14 protein-coding genes are annotated in these 17,042 nt (G+C 70.4%); 10 read left to right on the forward strand and 4 right to left on the reverse strand.

All coding sequences use genetic code 11. From position 1 onward, the window contains the following. The first annotated feature begins 2 nt into the window (after window positions 1–2). From Leucomu_RS04375 to guaA, 4 genes are all read left to right on the forward strand, one after another. Window positions 3–1,124, forward strand: a complete 1,122-nt coding sequence (locus Leucomu_RS04375; protein ID WP_128386462.1) for a GuaB3 family IMP dehydrogenase-related protein — start codon at window positions 3–5, stop codon at window positions 1,122–1,124. 15 nt (window positions 1,125–1,139) lie between these two features. Further along, window positions 1,140–2,066, forward strand: coding sequence for an SURF1 family protein (locus Leucomu_RS04380; RefSeq protein WP_128386463.1), 927 nt, complete (start codon window positions 1,140–1,142; stop codon window positions 2,064–2,066). 10 nt (window positions 2,067–2,076) lie between these two features. Further along, a complete protein-coding gene (locus Leucomu_RS04385) occupies window positions 2,077–2,535 on the forward strand; it encodes a DUF3817 domain-containing protein (protein ID WP_017885261.1) in 459 nt (152 codons plus the stop codon). A gap of 66 nt (window positions 2,536–2,601) precedes the next feature. Beyond that, a complete protein-coding gene (gene guaA / locus Leucomu_RS04390; RefSeq protein ID WP_128386464.1) occupies window positions 2,602–4,185 on the forward strand; it encodes a glutamine-hydrolyzing GMP synthase in 1,584 nt (527 codons plus the stop codon). Between the two features lie 130 nt (window positions 4,186–4,315). On the opposite strand, the gene Leucomu_RS04395 is transcribed toward guaA, so the two are convergent. Beyond that, entirely contained in the window at window positions 4,316–5,158 is an 843-nt protein-coding gene (locus Leucomu_RS04395; RefSeq protein ID WP_128386465.1) for a Bax inhibitor-1/YccA family protein, read from the reverse strand. 121 nt (window positions 5,159–5,279) lie between these two features. On the opposite strand from Leucomu_RS04395, the gene Leucomu_RS04400 reads away from it, so the two are divergent. Next, complete coding sequence (locus tag Leucomu_RS04400; protein ID WP_128386466.1) at window positions 5,280–6,299, forward strand: glycerophosphodiester phosphodiesterase family protein; 1,020 nt, start codon at window positions 5,280–5,282, stop codon at window positions 6,297–6,299. Between the two features lie 210 nt (window positions 6,300–6,509). On the opposite strand, the gene Leucomu_RS04405 is transcribed toward Leucomu_RS04400, so the two are convergent. Next, window positions 6,510–7,496 carry an asparaginase domain-containing protein gene (locus Leucomu_RS04405; protein WP_228407268.1) on the reverse strand — a complete coding sequence of 329 codons (987 nt, stop codon included), beginning with the start codon at window positions 7,494–7,496 and terminating at the stop codon, window positions 6,510–6,512. A gap of 362 nt (window positions 7,497–7,858) precedes the next feature. Here Leucomu_RS04405 and Leucomu_RS04410 point away from each other — a divergent pair, with 362 nt between their 5' ends. Continuing rightward, on the forward strand, window positions 7,859–10,450 hold the full coding sequence (locus Leucomu_RS04410) for an ATP-dependent helicase (RefSeq protein ID WP_017885256.1): 2,592 nt from the start codon (window positions 7,859–7,861) through the stop codon (window positions 10,448–10,450). Between the two features lie 199 nt (window positions 10,451–10,649). Here the strand turns inward: Leucomu_RS04410 and Leucomu_RS04415 are convergent, their stop codons facing one another. After that, on the reverse strand, window positions 10,650–11,195 hold the full coding sequence (locus tag Leucomu_RS04415) for a TetR/AcrR family transcriptional regulator (RefSeq protein ID WP_238560357.1): 546 nt from the start codon (window positions 11,193–11,195) through the stop codon (window positions 10,650–10,652). Between the two features lie 309 nt (window positions 11,196–11,504). On the opposite strand from Leucomu_RS04415, the gene Leucomu_RS04420 reads away from it, so the two are divergent. The 4 genes from Leucomu_RS04420 (at window position 11,505) to sucD (ending at window position 15,730) form a co-directional block, all read left to right on the forward strand. Then, the gene (locus Leucomu_RS04420) at window positions 11,505–12,482 is read left to right on the forward strand and encodes a GGDEF domain-containing protein (RefSeq protein WP_228407270.1); all 978 of its coding nucleotides are present in this window, start codon (window positions 11,505–11,507) and stop codon (window positions 12,480–12,482) included. Window positions 12,483–12,498: 16 nt separating this feature from the next. After that, on the forward strand, window positions 12,499–13,500 hold the full coding sequence (locus Leucomu_RS04425; RefSeq protein WP_228407272.1) for a GGDEF domain-containing protein: 1,002 nt from the start codon (window positions 12,499–12,501) through the stop codon (window positions 13,498–13,500). A gap of 118 nt (window positions 13,501–13,618) precedes the next feature. Next, window positions 13,619–14,785 carry an ADP-forming succinate--CoA ligase subunit beta gene (gene sucC / locus Leucomu_RS04430; RefSeq protein ID WP_017885252.1) on the forward strand — a complete coding sequence of 389 codons (1,167 nt, stop codon included), beginning with the start codon at window positions 13,619–13,621 and terminating at the stop codon, window positions 14,783–14,785. 42 nt (window positions 14,786–14,827) lie between these two features. Then, window positions 14,828–15,730, forward strand: coding sequence for a succinate--CoA ligase subunit alpha (gene sucD / locus Leucomu_RS04435; RefSeq protein ID WP_017885251.1), 903 nt, complete (start codon window positions 14,828–14,830; stop codon window positions 15,728–15,730). Window positions 15,731–15,951: 221 nt separating this feature from the next. Here the strand turns inward: sucD and Leucomu_RS04440 are convergent, their stop codons facing one another. Next, a complete protein-coding gene (locus Leucomu_RS04440) occupies window positions 15,952–16,968 on the reverse strand; it encodes an epimerase (protein WP_128386468.1) in 1,017 nt (338 codons plus the stop codon). Between the last annotated feature and the right edge of the window lie 74 nt (window positions 16,969–17,042).

Here is a 17,042-nt window from a genome sequence, read left to right on the forward strand (position 1 = left end):
TCGTGAGTAACGAGATCGAGATCGGGCGGGGCAAGCGCGCCCGCCGCGTGTACACCTTCGACGAGATCGGCATCGTGCCGACCCGGCGCACCCGCGACCCCGAGCTCGTCTCGACCGCGTGGTCGATCGACGCGTTCCAGTTCGACATCCCCGTGCTCGGCGCGCCCATGGACTCCGTCATGTCGCCCGCCACCGCGATCGAGCTCGGCCGCCTCGGCGGTCTCGGCGTGCTCAACCTCGAGGGCCTCTGGACCCGCCACGAGGATCCCGAGCCGCTGCTCGCCGAGCTCGCCGGCATCGACGACGAGGTCGCCGCCGTGCACCGCATGCGCGAGCTCTACTCGGCGCCGATCCGACCCGAGCTCATCACGGCCCGGCTCGGCGAGATCCGCGAGGCCGGCGTGACCGTCGCCGGCGCGCTGTCGCCGCACCGCACCGCCGAGTTCACCGAGACCGTGGTGCAGGCGGGCGTCGACCTGTTCGTGATCCGCGGCAACACCGTCTCGGCCGAGCACGTCGCGAAAGAGGGGCGCGAGCCCCTCAACCTCAAGCAGTTCATCTACGAGCTCGACGTGCCCGTGATCGTGGGCGGCGCCGCCACCTACCAGTCGGCCCTCCACCTCATGCGGACGGGCGCGGCCGGCGTGCTCGTCGGCTTCGGCGGGGGAGCGTCCTCGACCACCCGCGCCACGCTCGGCATCCGCGCACCCATGGCGACCGCGATCGCCGACGTCGCCGGGGCGCGCACCGACTACCTCGACGAGTCGGGCGGGCGCTACGTGCACGTGATCGCCGACGGCGGCCTCGGCACCTCAGGCGACCTCATCAAGGCGATGGCGTGCGGCGCCGACGCCGTCATGCTCGGCTCGGCGCTCGCCAAGGCCTCCGACGCCCCCGGCAGCGGCTGGCACTGGGGCCAGGAGGCCCACCACGAGGATCTGCCGCGCGGCAGGCGCATGCGGGTCGCACCCGTGGCCCCGCTCTCGGAGATCGTGAACGGCCCGGCGCACGTCGCCGACGGCAGCGCCAACCTGATCGGCGCGCTGCGCCGCGCGATGGCGACGACCGGCTACTCGGAACTCAAGGAGTTCCAGCGCGTCGGTGTCGTGCACGCCGAGCGCTAGGGGGCCGCGAAGCCGTTGTCCTCGACCCAGCCCCACCCGTCGGGCTCTGCGGATCAGCCGCAGCCCGAGCCCGACGCGCCGCAGCCGACCCCGCAGGGGCGGTCGAAGCGACCCGAGTACCTGGGCGACCCCACCCTCGCGCAGGTGATGCGCAGGCCCCGCTGGATCCTCGCCCTCGTGTTCGCCATGCTCGTGGCCGCGGTCTTCGCGTGGCTCGGGCAGTGGCAGATGGACAGCGCCGTGCGCAACGCCGCGGTCGAGGAGGTCGACACCGAGACCCCGCGCCCGCTCGCGGAGGCCTCCGACACGCTCATGGGCGTCACCGACGAGGGCGCCGGAGTGGTCGTACGCCTCGAGGGCGCATTCGTACCCGGCGACTCGCGCATCGTCGCCCCCCGCCTCAACGACGGCGAGAACGGCGCCTGGGTCGTCGGCCACCTCGTCACCGAGGGCCCCGACGCCGAACCGGGCGCGCACCTCGCCGTCGCGATCGGCTGGGCGGCGAGCGAGGCCGACGCCGAACGCGCGATCGAGACGCTCGAGGCGGATCCCGCGTTCGCCGAAGGCCGCGCCCTCGAGGGGCGCTTCATGCCCCCCGAGGGGCCGCAGGTGCCCGGTGCGGGCGAGGAACCGCAGGTCATGCGCACCATGATCCCGGCCTTCCTCGCGAACGTGTGGACCGGCGTCGACAGCCCCGTCTACTCGGGCTACCTCGTGCTGCACGACACCGGGGCCGCCGCTCCGCTGCTCGCGGAGGCCGACCTCGACCCCGTCGACTCGGTCGCCCCGCTGCCGCCCGAGACCGTCAACTGGCTCAACATCTTCTACGGGGTCGAGTGGATCGTGTTCGCCGGCTTCGCCCTCTTTCTCTGGTACCGCCTCACCCGCGACGCCTGGGAGAAGGAGCACGAACTCAAGCTGCTCCAAGCGGCGCAAGAATAGAATGGAACCCATGCAACTGCAGCCCAAGCCGTCCGATTACCCGCGCATTCGCAAGGCATTGAGCTTCTACAAGGTCACCTCGGTGATCACCGGCGTGATGCTCCTGCTGCTCTGCGCCGTGATGGTCATGAAGTACGTCTTCAACGTGCAGCTCTTCCTCTTCACGCCCGACGGCTTCGCCAACTTCTACCCGCTCGCCCCCGAGGGGGTCGAGGCCGACTTCGCCCCCCAGGGCTTCGACCTGTTCAAGGCGATCCTCATCGCCCACGGCTGGTTCTACGTGATCTACCTGGTCTCCGACTTCCTGCTGTGGAGCCCCATGCGCTGGAGCTTCTGGCGCTTCATCCTCATCGCCCTCGGCGGCGTGGTGCCCTTCATGTCGTTCTTCCTGGAGGCCCGCATCGTGCGCGAGGTCACCGGCTTCCTGAACGCTCGCGAGGCCGAGGCCGCAGCGGCCCCGCTTCAGTAGAATCGTCTTCTGACCCCCGGAGGTGGCCCTCGCAGAGCCGGCCTCCACAACCTCGAAAGGCCTGCAATGGCAGAACAGACTGACACGGACCACCGCCCGGTTCTCGTGGTCGACTTCGGTGCGCAGTACGCGCAGCTGATCGCGCGCCGCGTGCGCGAGGCCGGCGTGTACTCCGAGCTCGTGCCGCACAGCATCACCGCGGCCGAGGTCGAGGCGAAGCAGCCGCTCGGCATCGTGCTCTCGGGCGGTCCGTCGTCCGTGTACGAGGAGGGCGCCCCGCAGTTCGACCCCGCGATCTTCGAGCTCGGCGTGCCCGTGCTCGGCATCTGCTACGGCTTCCAGGTGATGGCCCGCGCCCTCGGCGGCGAGGTCGGCAACACCGGCGACCGCGAGTACGGCGCCACCGAGGCCCGTATCGTCGGCGACGGCGGCGCGATCCTCGGCGGCCAGCCCGAGACGCAGAACGTCTGGATGAGCCACGGCGACGCCGTGCAGCGGGCGCCCGAGGGCTTCGACGTGCTGGCGCGCACCTCGGTCACCCCCGTCGCCGCGTTCGGCTCGCCCGAGAAGAAGCTGTACGGGGTGCAGTGGCATCCCGAGGTCAAGCACTCCGACCACGGCCAGCGCATCCTCGAGAACTTCCTGCACCACGTCGCCGGCATCCCCGCCGACTGGAACGCGGGCAACGTGATCGCCGAGCAGGTGGAGCGTATCCGCGCCCAGGTGGGCGACGCGCGCGTCATCTCCGCGCTGTCGGGCGGCGTCGACTCGGCCGTCTCGACCGCGCTCGTGCACAAGGCCATCGGCGACCAGCTCACCGCGGTCTTCGTCGACCACGGCCTGCTGCGACAGGGCGAGCGCGAGCAGGTCGAGCGCGACTACGTCGCCTCCACCGGCGTGAACCTCATCACGATCGACGCGGCCGACGTCTTCCTCGGCCACCTCGAGGGCGTCACCGATCCCGAGGAGAAGCGCAAGATCATCGGCCGCGAGTTCATCCGCGCGTTCGAGCAGGTGCAGCTCGACCTCGTCGCCGAGGCGAAGGCCGAGGGCGAGAAGGTGAAGTTCCTCGTGCAGGGCACGCTGTACCCCGACGTGGTCGAGTCGGGCGGCGGATCCGGCACCGCGAACATCAAGTCGCACCACAACGTGGGCGGCCTGCCCGAAGACCTCGACTTCGAGCTGATCGAGCCGCTGCGCACCCTGTTCAAGGACGAGGTGCGCGAGATCGGCCGCGAGCTCGGCATCCCCGAGGCGATCGTGGGCCGTCAGCCGTTCCCCGGCCCCGGCCTCGGCATCCGCATCGTCGGAGAGGTCACCCGGGATCGCCTCGAGACGCTGCGCGCCGCCGACGCGATCGCGCGCGAGGAGCTGACCGCCGCCGGCCTCGACTCCGAGATCTGGCAGTGCCCGGTCGTGCTGCTCGCCGACGTGCGCTCCGTGGGGGTGCAGGGCGACGGTCGCACCTACGGCCACCCGATCGTGCTGCGCCCCGTCTCGTCGGAGGACGCCATGACGGCCGACTGGACGCGCGTGCCCTACGAGGTGCTCGCCCGCATCTCGAACCGCATCACCAACCAGGTGCCCGAGGTCAACCGCGTCGTACTCGACGTCACCTCGAAGCCTCCGGGGACCATCGAGTGGGAGTGAGAAAAGCCGGCGCGAGCCGGCTTTTCTGTTGCCACGGTTCTGAGCGCGGCGATGACGTCGCCGCAGCGTCAGGGGCGGAGACGGAAGAAGCCCGGGCCGTGAGGCCCGGGCTTCGTCGATCCGCTGAGGATCAGTCGCTGCCGCGCAGGATCGCGAGGATGCGCAGGATCTCGACGTACAGCCAGATCAGCGTGACCATGAGGCCGAAGGCCGCCGACCAGGCCCACTTCTCGGGCACGCGGTTCTTCACGCCGTTCTGGATCAACTCGAAGTCCATGACCAGCGAGTAGGCGGCGAGGAAGACGGCGAGCAGGCCGATGACCACGCCGAGGGGGATGCCGAACACCGTCACACCGCGCATGCCCCAGGGATCGTCGGTCGCGCCGAACATGATCATGCCGAAGTTGATGAGCGAGAAGACGAGGTAGCCGACCATCGCGATGAGCACGATCTTGGTCATCTTCGGGCTGGTGCGCACCTTGCCGCTGCGGAACAGCAGCAGGGTCACGCCGAACACCGAGAGCGTGCCGATGACGGCCTGCGAGACGATGCCCGCCCACTGGGCCTCGAAGATGCCGGAGATACCGCCGAGGAAGACGCCCTGGAACACCGCGTACAGCACGATGAGGGGAACGCTCGGCTCCTTCTTGAACGAGTTGACGAGGCCGAGCACGAGGCCGACGATGGACGCGGGCAGCGCGAGGATCGGCATGAACCAGCCGATGGCGCCGAAGAGGAGCACGATGAGGAACAGCATCACCGTCTTGGAGATGGTGTTCTCATACGTCATCGGGCGGTCGGAGGGCGTGACGACGGGCGGCTGCTCGCCGCCGAAGCCCGCCTCTGCGACGGGCTCGTCGATGCCGGGCCGCTGCGTCTGCGCGGCGGGCTGATCGTAGATGCGGCGCAGCTCGTCAGCGGTGAGGGTCTTGCCGTTGAGTGCCGGGTTGTTGCTGAGAGCCGGGTTGCTCATGCGTCGGAATCCTTTCCTGGCGTATGGGACGCTTCAAGCTTATCCACAGGGCGCCTCGCGGTGGCTGTGACTCTGCCCGATGCGGAGCCCCTGTTCGCGCACCGCGGATAGGCTGGAACCCATGGACAGCCCGCATCGCGCGCCCCTCGTCATCGGTCACCGCGGGGCGCCGGGATACCGGCCCGAGCACAGCGCCTCGTCGTACCGGCTCGCCTTCGAGCTCGGCGCCGACGCGGTCGAACCCGACATCGTCGCCACGCGCGACGGCGTGCTGGTGGTGCGCCACGAGAACGAGATCTCGGGCACGACCGACGTCGCGAGGCACCCCGAATTCGCCTCGCGTCGCACGACGAAGACGATCGACGGCAAGCGCCTCACTGGTTGGTTCACCGAGGATTTCACCTGGCAGGAGCTGTCGGCGCTGCGCTGCACCGAGCGCCTGAAGCGCGTGCGCCCCGACAACCGCGAGTTCGACGGTTCCGAGCCGATCCTGCGCTTGCGCGACGTGCTCGCGATCGTCGACGACGAGAGCTCGCGGTGCGGCGAACCGCTGCGCGTGGTGGTCGAGATCAAGCACGCCGCCTACTTCGCGGGCATCGGTTACGACCTGGGGCCGCTGCTGCTCGCCGAACTCGCCGAGGCTGGATGGGACGCGCGCGGGGAGCGGCTCGTGATCGAGTCGTTCGAACTGGGGGTGCTGGATCGACTGCGCGCGGCCGGTGCGCGCGCCGAGCTCGTGTTCCTCACCGACCGCTTCGGGTCGCCCGCCGACGAGCCGGTCGGCGGCGCGCCGTCGCGCAGCTTCGCGTGGTACCGCAGCGACGCCGGGCTCGACCTGCTCGCCGAGCGGGTCGACGGGGTGAGCGTGGCCAAGGGCAACCTCATCCGGGTGAACGCGCTGGGTCGCGCGACCGGCCCGACCGACCTCGTGGCGCGGGCGCACGCGCGGGGGCTGCGCGTCTACACGTGGACGCTCAGGCCCGAGAACCGCTACCTCAACGTGCGCTTCCAGAGCTCGCTGCGCGGCGCCGAGTGGGGCGACTGGCAGAGCGAGTTCGGGCTGCTGCTGCGCTCGGGGGTCGACGGGATCTTCGTCGATCACCCCGACCTGGGGGTTGCGATCCGCGAAGCTCAGGCGTAGCCGCGGCGCGAGCACGGGCGCTGGTGCGAGCACCCACCCGCACCGATCGACGCAGCAGCGCCCCGATTCGCGCGGTCGGGGTGTCTGAGGGTCGATCGGTGCGCGGGATGTCGGGCCGCGGGATGTCGGGCCGCGGGCGCGGGTCGGCGGCGGATCGGGGCGCGGGGGCGGTCGGGCGCGGGCGGCCCGACACGCAATGGCGCTGCGGGCTCAGCGGGTGAGCTCTCCGACGAGATTCTGCTCCATGAGGCCGCGCAGCTCGGCGCCTCGGTGTCCGCGGTCGAGCAGAAATCCGAGTTTCGCCGTCGCCGCCTCGACCGTGAGATCCGACCCGTCGATCGCACCCGCGGCGGCCAGCTCGCGCCCCACCGCGTAGCGGGCGAGATCCACCCCTCCGGTCGCGCACTGCGTCACCGCGACGACGGGCAGCGATCCGCAGATCTCGCGCAGCGTGCCGAGCATGCCGGGCCGGGCCATCGGCGCGTTGCCCGATCCGTAGCACTCCAGCACCAGCCCGTCGGGGCCGCCGCCGAGCGCCGCGCGCAGGTCGGCCGCGGTCACGGCCGGCGTGAAGCGGAAGGAGAGCACACGGGCGGGCGCGGCGGGGGAGTCGAGGCCCGAAGGCGCCGAGGGGATGCCCGCGGGATCGGGGGCGAGCGAGCGCTCGGCGCGGAAGGCGGCGAGCGAGACGCTGTCGTGCTTGACCGTGCGCACGGCGGGCAGGATCGCGCCGCCGAAGGCCACCGAGACCGGCGCGCCCGGCGCAGCCTTCACGGAGGCGCGAATCGCGAGCGCGAGGTTGTCGAGGGCATCGGTGTGCGGGGCGCCGTGGGCGAGCTGGCTGCCCGTCACCACTACGGGGCTGCCGATGCCGGCCAGCTCGAACGCGAGGCGCGACGCGGTGTAGGCGAGCGTGTCGGTGCCGTGCAGGATCACGACGCCGCGCGGGCGCTGGGTGCGCACGCGTGCGCTGATCGCGCGGGCGATGCGGGGCGCCGTCTCGGCGTCGGCGTTCGCGCTGTCGATGGCGGGGAGCAGATGGTTGATGCGTGCCTCGAGGCCGAGCGGGCGGCAGATGCCGGCCACGAGCCGCTCGAGCACCTCGGGGAAGTCGGGGTCGGGGGCGAGCCCCGCGTCGGTCTCGTGCATGCCGATGGTGCCGCCCGTCGCGAAGACGAGCACGCTGGGAGTTGCCATTCCTCTATTCTGGCCTGTCGGCCGCACCGCCGTGCGCCCCCACCGCCCATCCCCATGGTCTATCGCCGTCCACGTCGTCCACCCCATCCCCACCCTGTCGTCCGCCCCCGCTGAGATGACGCGTGCGGTCGCTCGCACGTCCCACCGCTGACCACATGCGTCATCTCGACAGGGGAAGGGAGGGAAGGCGGGAAGGAGGGAAGGAGGGAAGGATGGAAGGAGGGAAGGAGAAGGGGGGGGGGACTGGCCAGGAGGAGGGAAGGGCGACGTGGAAGCGGGGAAGGGCGGGGTGAGGGGCAGGGGCAGGAGGGGTGCGGGCGCAGAGAGGAATGTCAGTGGTCGCGCCTAGACTGGATCCCACGATGAGCGAGTTTGAACTTCTGGAGCCCGGTGCTCCGTTCGGTGGTCCTTCTGCGGGCGGCGCGCCCGGCGAGGGCGGCGGCGACCCCCTGCTCGACGGGCTGAATCCCGCGCAGGAGCGCGCCGTGGTGTCGCGCGGGCCGGCACTGCTGATCGTGGCGGGCGCCGGATCGGGCAAGACCCGCGTGCTCACCCACCGCATCGCCCACCTCATCCGCAACAAAGAGGCGTGGCCGAGCCAGATCCTCGCCATCACCTTCACCAACAAGGCGGCCGCCGAGATGCGCGAGCGCATCGAGGGGCTGCTGGGCGACGGCGCGCAGGGCATGTGGATCTCGACGTTCCACTCCGCGTGCGTGCGCATCCTGCGGCGCGAGGCCGAGCGCTTCGGCTACGTGTCGGGCTTCACCATCTACGACTCGGCCGACTCGCGCGCGCTGCTCAAGCGCATCATCAAAGAACTCGACGCCGATACGTACGGATTCACGCCCGCGAACGCCGGATCGAAGATATCGAAGCTCAAGAACGAGCTGAGCGACGCCGACGACTACGCGGCGACCATGAACGAGAACGACCCGCGCGACCGCCTCTTCGTCGAGATATTCAAGATGTACGAGCAGGAGCTGCGACGCGCCAACGCCTTCGACTTCGACGACCTCATCGGGCAGACGGTGCAGCTCTTCCGCGCCCACCCCGACGTGGCGGCCGTCTACCAGCGGCGCTTCCGCCACATCCTCGTCGACGAGTACCAGGACACGAACCACGCGCAGTACTCCCTGATCCGCGAGCTCACGCGGGCCGTCGCGCCCGAGGAGGTCGACCGGCTCATGCCGCCCGCCCGAGAGCGCGAACTCGACGCGAGCGGCGGCATCCCGCCCGCCAGCCTCACCGTCGTCGGCGACAGCGATCAGTCGATCTACGCCTTCCGCGGGGCCGACATCCGCAACATCGTCGAGTTCGAGCGCGACTTCCGCGGCGCCGAGGTGGTGAAGCTCGAGCAGAACTACCGCTCCACGCAGAACATCCTCTCGGCCGCCAACGCCGTGATCGGCAACAACTTCGACCGGCAGGAGAAGAACCTCTGGACCGCCGAGGGCGACGGCGCGAAGATCGTCGGGTTCACCGGCTACTCGCAGCACGACGAGGCCCGCTTCGTTGCAGAGGAGATCGAGGATCTGCACCGTGCAGGCACCGCCTACGGCGACATCGCGGTGTTCTACCGCACCAACTCGCAGACCCGCGCCCTTGAAGAACTGCTGATCCGATCCGCCATTCCGTACCGCGTGCTCGGCGGCACCAAGTTCTACGAGCGCGCTGAGATCAAAGACGCGATGGCCTACCTGACCAGCATCGCGAACCCCTACGACCCCATCGCGTGGTCGCGCCTGCTGGGCGCCCCGAAGCGCGGCGTCGGGCCCATGGCCGAGGCGCACCTCGCCAACTTCCAGGAGGCGCAGGGCATCTCCTTCCACGAGGCGATGCTGCGCGCCGACGAGGTCGGGGCGCTCGGCCCCAAGCTGCGCGGCACTGCGCGGCAGCTCGCCGAGCTGCTCACCCGGGCCGCGCGCATGGCGGTCGGCGGGGGCGCGACCGACGACTCCGCCGAAGAGGCGCAACCGGCGCCGGTCGGCGACGTGCTCAAGCTGATCCTCGACGAGACCGAGATGATCGAGAAGCTCCGGGCCAAGCGCGACCCGCAAGACGACGCGCGCGCCGAGAACCTTGAAGAGCTCATCGCGGTCGCCCGCGAGTTCGACGCCAAGCAGCCGGGCGCCGGCCTGCTCGCCTTCCTCACCGAGGTGAGCCTCGTCGCCGCAGCCGACGATCTCGACGACACCAGCGGCACCGTCTCGCTCATGACCATGCACACCGCCAAGGGCCTCGAGTTCAAGGCCGTGTTCATCACCGGCGTCGAAGAGGGGCTGCTGCCGCACCAGATGTCGGTCGACGAGGTCGGCGGCATCAGCGAGGAGCGGCGGCTCATGTACGTCGGCATCACGCGCGCCCGAGAGCAGCTGTACCTCACGCTCGCGTCGACCCGCGCCACCTTCGGCGACATCTCCGTCGCGATGCCCTCCCGCTTCCTGCAGGAGATCCCCGAGGGGCTCATCGACTGGCGGCAGTCTCCCGGCGAGGTCACCGGCCGCGGCGGCACCGAGTCGCGCGCGCTCAACGCGCCCCGGGGCTCGTCGTCGGGCTACGGAGCGGGCGGCCCGCGATCGCGCGGGCGCATCGACTCGTCGGTGTCGTTCGGCAGCTCGGGATCGCGCGGCGGTTCGGGAGCGGCGGCGGTCAGCGAGCCCGCCAGCGGCAACATGCAGTCGGCGCTCGAGAAGTGGCGCGAGCGCAAGCGGCAGGCCAAAGCGGCGCAGGCCGCGGGCGGCGGCTTCCCCAACATGATCGGCGGCGCGGCCCGCGACAACGGCGACCTCGAACTCGCTTCGGGCGATCGCATCCGCCACGACGAGTACGGCGAGGGCCGCGTGACGAGCGTCACGGGCGTCGGTTCGAAGCGCATTGCCCACGTCGTGTTCGACGCGGTGGGGGAGCGCAAGCTGCTGGTCAAGCTCGCGCCCATCAGCAAAGTCGACTGATCGCGGTTCTCCGGGAGCCGGTCGGCGGCCCGGGGGGCGACGCGTCATCCGAGATACGGTGCATCCCGTGGCGGCTCCGTGTCGGGACCGTGTCCCGCAGCGACTCCGTGTCCCGCAGCGGGCCGAGGGCCAACCGGGTCGAGGGTCGGCGCCGTCGACCAGTGCCGGCGCCGTCGAGCGGTGACGGCGACTGCGCGCCTCACCCGATGAGGATGCGGTACTCCTGCATCATGCGCTCGAGATCCTGCTCGTCCGCGGCGATGTCGCCCTCGCCCTGCATCCATTCCCCGAGCTGCGCGCTGATCACGCCGTGCGCGAGCGAGGCCGCGAGTGTGGCCTCCCGCACGGGGGAGTCGAGCTTGGCATGCTCGGGATGGGCGAAGAGCCAGGCCGCGGCGGTGCCCGTGAGCTGGTGCGCGGACTCCATCAGCGTGACGAGCGCCATGCGGCCGGCCTCGGGTTGCTCGGCGATGAGCTGCGCGCGCAGGCGGGCCACCTCGGTGTTGACGTTGTTGTGGCCGATCGCCGCGAAGACGAGGCGCAGAATGCCGAGAGTGAGGTTCTCGGGGCAGCTGTCGAGTACCACGAACGCATCGTCGCCCTCGGGGATGCTGATCGCGCGCCCCACGATCGCGTAGTCGCGGCCGGCGAAGTAGTTGAAGAACGTGCTGCGCGAGATATCGGCCATCTCGCAGATCGCCTCGACCGTCACGTGCTCGACGCCGTGCTCGAGAGCCAGTTTCACGGCCGATGTCTCGATGGCGTTCTCGGTCGCCCGGCGCTTTCGCGCTCGCAGCCCCTCGCGTCTCGGGGTCTCGGCCTGTTCCACGTCCACCTCCGTTATCACCCGCCGCCGGAGAGGTCTGGCGCCTTGCGGCGCAGAGACCCCCGCTGGCTGCAGCTCCCTCAGCATACCGGCCGAGGCTGGGAGCCCCGTGGCCGAGAGGGTGAAGCGCAGGGTGAAGTCAGGGGGGCTCCACAAGGATGCGTGTGTACCCTGTCAGAAACCGTCAGGGCGGCGAACGGTGAGGGGAAACGCGGGGAAGGGGGAGCCATGGGGCGGTTGGCTGCGCTCATTCGGCGGCAGGACGCCCACTCCCTGTACCTCGCCTCAGCGGCGTTTCTGCTCGGCCTCACGCTGCTGGTCGACGTGGTGTTCCACAAAGACATGATCAACCCGCCCCTCACCTGGGCGCTGCTGATGTTCTGCGTGGTGGGCGGGTGCGTGGTGATCGCCTTCGGCAGGCAGGTGCCCCGCTGGATCGGCATCCTGAGCGTGCTGATCTTCATCGTCGCCGAGACCTACTACCTCAGCCTCCCCGATGATCCGCAGTCGGTCATCTCGTCGGTGCAGCAGCTGCCGGTGGTCGCGTTCTACCTGGGGTGGTTCGTGCGGCCGCGGCTCGCGGTAGCGTTGATCGTCGTCTGCCTCCTGGTCTTCGGTGCGACGATGTGGACGAACCCGCTGCTCTGGGCCGACGGCATCATCGGCGCCCTGGTCGGCGTGCACGCCCTGCTGGCGCTGCTCTTCTGCTTCGGGGCGGGCATGTACCTGTGGCGCCGGCAGGCCCACGCCGCGACGATCGATCCGCTGACGGGGGCCTACCACCGGCAGGCGCTGGTGGACCGGGTGGCGCAGCGGCTGCAGCGCAGGTCGACGCGACGGGATCCGTTCTGCCTCGTGCTCATCGACTTCGACGACTTCAAGCATCTCAACGACAGCAGGGGTCATGCCGCCGGCGATGCGGCGCTGTTCGACACGACCGCCGTGTGGCGCGATGAGTTGCGGACGGGCGACGTGATCGGCCGGATCGGCGGCGACGAGTTCGCGCTGCTGCTGCCGCACGTGAAGGTCGAGGGAGCCCGCGCCATCGTGGAGCGCTTGAAGAGGGCTTCGCCCTACCCGTGGTCGGCGGGGATCTCGCAGTCGGGGATCGGAGACACCCCCGATTCGATGCTCGCACGCGCGGACCGGGGGCTGTACCGCGAGAAGCTGGCGCGGCCGGGGCGGCGGGTGCGAAGCGATGGATAGGCTGCTGACCGATGCGGTGGCGGGGGACCTGGAACGCGCGCGGGCGCTGCTGCGTCGCTTCGTGCGATGGCAGACGCCGTTCTCGACGGTGAGCGCGCTGATCCCGCTGATGCTCGTGGTCGTGTTCGCCTCCGATCTGCTGATCGGGCATCCGCACATCGAGCGGCGCATGGTGGTGGTCTGGCTGATCGTGTACCTCGTGCTGACGGTGATCCCCCTCGTGCTCGGCAGACGCTACCCGCTGTGGGCCGGTCTCGTCGTGGTCGCGGGGATGGAGGCCTGGTCGAGCTACTTCATGCTGTTCTCCCGCCACAGCCATACCGAGATCAACGCGCTGCTCGAGTTGCCGCTCGTGGCGCTGTACGTGGCGTGGTTCTATCCGACCGTCATCGCGTGGACGTTCATCGTGCTGAGCATGGCGAGGGTGTGGAGCACGCTGATCTGGCATCCGGAGATGGGCAGCGGGATCGGGTCACCGGTCATCATGATCGGCTATGCGGTGATCATCATGCTGTTCTGCTTCGAGGGGGCCCGCGCGGTGCGGCGTCAGCTCTTCGCGCAGGCGAACACCGATCCGTTGACGGGGGCGCTGAACCGCCGCGGGCTCGCCGAGGCGGGCCCGCGCGCGGTGCGGCGGGCCCGGCGCACCGAGGAGCCGCTGGCGGTCGCGGTGGTCGACTTCGACAACTTCAAGCGGGTGAACGACGCCGGGGGCCACGCCGCCGGCGACGCCGCCCTGCGCGAGTCGGCGCGCGGGTGGTCGGCGATGGTCGGTATGCGCGGCAGCGCGGGCCGTGGCGGCGGGTTCGTGGTGCGGCTCGGGGGCGATGAGTTCGCGCTCGTGGCGCGAACCGGCGCGGCGGAGCTCGAGGAGAGGCTGCACCGTGCGCACGAGGAGTCGTCGTTCTCCTGGTCGTGGGGAGTGGTGGCGGTGCAGACCGGCGAGGAACTGGACGATGCGATCGCGCGAGCCGACGGCGAGCTCTACCGCGGCCGCGGCGCCGGGCTCTCGCGCTGAGCCCGCGGGCCGGGATGCGTCCATGTCGCGGTGATAGACTCTGCGACTGGTCGACTTATCTCGACGTCGAGACATTTTTCTGCCTCGGACACCTAAGACTCCAAGCAAAGGACAGTACGTGGATCTGTACGAGTACCAGGCACGAGACCTTTTCGAGCGATACGGGGTGCCGGTGCTTGCCGGCGTCATCGCGGATACGCCGGAGGAGGCGCGCGCCGCGGCCGAGAAGCTCGGCGGCGTGGTCGTGGTCAAGGCTCAGGTGAAGACCGGCGGTCGCGGCAAGGCCGGCGGCGTGAAGGTCGCCAAGAACCCCGACGAGGCGTTCGAGGCGGCGCAGTCCATCCTCGGTCTCGACATCAAGGGGCACGTGGTGAAGCGCGTGATGGTCGCCGCCGGAGCCGATATCAAGCAGGAGTTCTACTTCTCCGTGCTGCTGGATCGCGCCAACCGCTCGTACCTCTCGCTGTGCTCGGTCGAGGGCGGCATGGAGATCGAGCAGCTGGCGGTCGAGAAGCCGGAGGCGCTCGCGCGCATCGAGGTCGACCCGATCGTCGGTATCGACGCCGCGAAGGCCGAGGAGATCGCCCGCGCCGCGAAGTTCCCCGAGGAGCTCGTCGGCAAGGTCGTTCCCGTCTTCCAGAAGCTGTACGAGGTGTACTCGGGTGAGGACGCCACCCTGGTCGAGGTGAACCCGCTGGTGCTCACCGGTGGGGGCGAGATCATCGCGCTCGACGGCAAGGTGTCGCTCGACGCGAACGCCGATTTCCGCCACCCCGAGCACGAGGCGCTCGAGGACAAGGCGGCCGAGGATCCGCTGGAGGCGAAGGCCAAGGCCCAGGATCTCAACTACGTGAAGCTCGACGGCGAGGTCGGCGTGATCGGCAACGGCGCGGGCCTCGTGATGTCGACGCTCGACGTGGTCGCCTACGCGGGTGAGAACCACGGCGGTGTGAAGCCCGCCAACTTCCTGGACATCGGCGGCGGCGCCTCGGCCGAGGTGATGGCGGCCGGCCTCGACGTGATCCTCGGCGATCCGCAGGTGAAGTCGGTCTTCGTCAACGTCTTCGGCGGCATCACCGCGTGCGACGCGGTGGCCAACGGCATCGTGGGCGCGCTGCAGAAGCTGGGCGACTCGGCCAACAAGCCGCTCGTCGTGCGGCTCGACGGCAACAACGTCGAGGAGGGGCGCCGCATCCTCGAAGACGCCGCGCACCCGCTGGTCACGCTGGCCGCCACCATGGACGAGGGCGCCGACAAGGCCGCCGAGCTGGCGAACGCCCGCTGATCCGCTCCGAGACTGCACTGACGCTAGGAAAGAAGTAACACCATGTCGATCTTCCTGAACAAGGATTCCAAGGTCATCGTCCAGGGCATCACGGGCGGCGAGGGCACCAAGCACACCGCGCGCATGCTCGCGTCGGGCACCGACATCGTCGGCGGGGTGAACGCGCGCAAGGCCGGCACCACGGTGACGCACACCGACCAGCACGGCGCCACCGTCGAACTGCCCGTATTCGCCACCGTCGCGGAGGCCATGGAGAAGACGGGGGCCGACGTGTCGGTCGCCTTCGTGCCCCCGGCCTTCACCAAGGACGCCGCCGTCGAGGCCATCGACGCGGGCATCGGCCTGCTGGTGATCATCACCGAGGGTGTGCCCGTCAAGGACTCGGCCGAGCTGTGGGCTCACGCCAAGGCCACCGGGAACAAGACCCGGATCATCGGCCCGAACTGCCCCGGCATCATCACGCCCGACGAGGCGCTCGCCGGCATCACGCCCGCGACGATCACGGGCAAGGGCCCCATCGGCCTCGTCTCGAAGTCGGGCACCCTGACCTACCAGATGATGTACGAGCTGCGCGATCTGGGCTTCTCGACCGCCATCGGCATCGGCGGAGACCCCGTCATCGGCACGACGCACATCGACGCTCTCGAGGCGTTCGAGGCCGATCCGGAGACGAAGGCGATCGTGATGATCGGCGAGATCGGCGGCGACGCCGAGGAGCGCGCGGCCGAGTTCATCAAGGCCAACGTGACGAAGCCGGTCGTCGGCTACGTCGCGGGCTTCACCGCGCCGGAGGGCAAGACCATGGGCCACGCCGGCGCCATCGTGTCCGGCTCGGCCGGTACCGCCCAGGCGAAGAAGGAGGCTCTCGAGGCCGCCGGCGTGAAGGTGGGCAAGACCCCCACCGAGACCGCCGAGCTGCTGCGGCAGGTGTTCAACGCGCTGTAACCGCGTCGATCTGCGAGGCTCCCATCCCCGATCCGGTCGGGGATGGGAGCCTCGTGCGTTGCGGGCGACTGCGAAGCGAGTCGGTGCCGGTCGCCGCGGCTCGGCACCGAGAGGCGAATTTCGCAGGTGCATTCGCGGATCCGCATGCGAAAGCCGCCTTTCGAAGAGGAAGCGGATGGAGGTGCACTGATCCGCCCGCGGGAGACGCAGCCGGCGGATCCTCAGCCCCGCGGGCGGTCGAACGCCTCGCGAAGCGCGGGCTCGAGCTCGGGGTAGGCGAACGCGAAGCCGGCCTCCGCGAGTCGCTGCGGCAGCACCCACCGGCTCTTGAGCACGAGCTCGGTCTCCGTGCGGATCCCGATCGCGCCGATCTCCAGCGCCCAGCGGGGCGTCGGGGGCCCGAATCGCACGCCGAGCACGCGTCGTACCGTCGCCATGAACTCCCGATTGTCGACGGGGTGCGGGGAGCTCGCATTGATCGGGCCGTCGAGTTCGGGGTGCCGTTCGAGAAAGTCGATGACCCGCGCCACGTCCTCGATGTGCACCCAGCTGAACCTCTGCCGGACGCGGCCCGCGCCGCGCGCGTGAGCGGTGCCGGCGGCTCGGCGGGCGCGGCTCACCGGCCACGGTCCGTCGTGCTGCGGGCCGCCCAGACCGAGCCGGGCGAGGCGCCGCAGCGGACCCAGCACACCGCCGTGCCCGAGCACGATGGCGCTGCGCAGCGCCACTCTGCGCGTGCCGGGCAGCTCGTCGCGGAAGAGCGCGCGCTCCCACGTCTTCGCGACGTCCACGGAGAAGCCCGCGCCGATCTCGCCGTCCCGTTCGGTCATCGGCCGGTCCTCGGCATGGCGGTAGACGGTCGCGGTCGCGGCGTTGACCCACAGCGGCGGGGGCGCCGCCGCGCGGGCGACGGCGCGCGACAGCTCCGCGGTGGTCTCGAGGCGGGAGCGGAAGATCTCGGCCCGGTTGGCGGGGGTGTATCGGCAGTTCACGCTCTTCCCCGCGAGCCCCACCACGAGGGCTGCGCCGTCGACGGCGGCGGCGATTCCTCGCTCGTCTCCCCAGTGCAGATCAGATCCGGAGCGCCCGATCGTCACGACCTCGCGGCCCTCGCCGCGGGAGCGGTCGGCGAGGTACCGTCCCATGAAGCCCCCGGCGCCGCCGATGACGACGCGGCCGCGGTCGGGTTCGGGATCGCGGTCGGAGTCGGGTCCGGGGGCGTTCGCGTGCGCGGTCATGCGGCCAGCCTACGAGGCGGCGACGCGGCGCGCGGCCCGCGCGCCGGAATCGTGCTCCGGCTCGGGCGTCGCGG

The organism is Leucobacter muris (assembly GCF_004028235.1).
In the GTDB taxonomy this organism is placed as follows: domain Bacteria; phylum Actinomycetota; class Actinomycetes; order Actinomycetales; family Microbacteriaceae; genus Leucobacter; species Leucobacter muris.

What these genes read in the sequence shown, in the direction of transcription:
- Leucomu_RS04385 (WP_017885261.1), top strand. Translation starts at nt 2,077, where the DNA reads ATGCAACTGCAGCCCAAGCCGTCCGATTACCCGCGCATTCGCAAGGCA.
- guaA (WP_128386464.1), top strand. Translation starts at nt 2,602, where the DNA reads ATGGCAGAACAGACTGACACGGACCACCGCCCGGTTCTCGTGGTCGAC.
- Leucomu_RS04395 (WP_128386465.1), bottom strand. Translation starts at nt 5,158, where the DNA reads ATGAGCAACCCGGCTCTCAGCAACAACCCGGCACTCAACGGCAAGACC.
- Leucomu_RS04400 (WP_128386466.1), top strand. Translation starts at nt 5,280, where the DNA reads ATGGACAGCCCGCATCGCGCGCCCCTCGTCATCGGTCACCGCGGGGCG.
- Leucomu_RS04405 (WP_228407268.1), bottom strand. Translation starts at nt 7,496, where the DNA reads ATGGCAACTCCCAGCGTGCTCGTCTTCGCGACGGGCGGCACCATCGGC.
- Leucomu_RS04410 (WP_017885256.1), top strand. Translation starts at nt 7,859, where the DNA reads ATGAGCGAGTTTGAACTTCTGGAGCCCGGTGCTCCGTTCGGTGGTCCT.
- Leucomu_RS04420 (WP_228407270.1), top strand. Translation starts at nt 11,505, where the DNA reads ATGGGGCGGTTGGCTGCGCTCATTCGGCGGCAGGACGCCCACTCCCTG.
- sucD (WP_017885251.1), top strand. Translation starts at nt 14,828, where the DNA reads ATGTCGATCTTCCTGAACAAGGATTCCAAGGTCATCGTCCAGGGCATC.
- Leucomu_RS04440 (WP_128386468.1), bottom strand. Translation starts at nt 16,968, where the DNA reads ATGACCGCGCACGCGAACGCCCCCGGACCCGACTCCGACCGCGATCCC.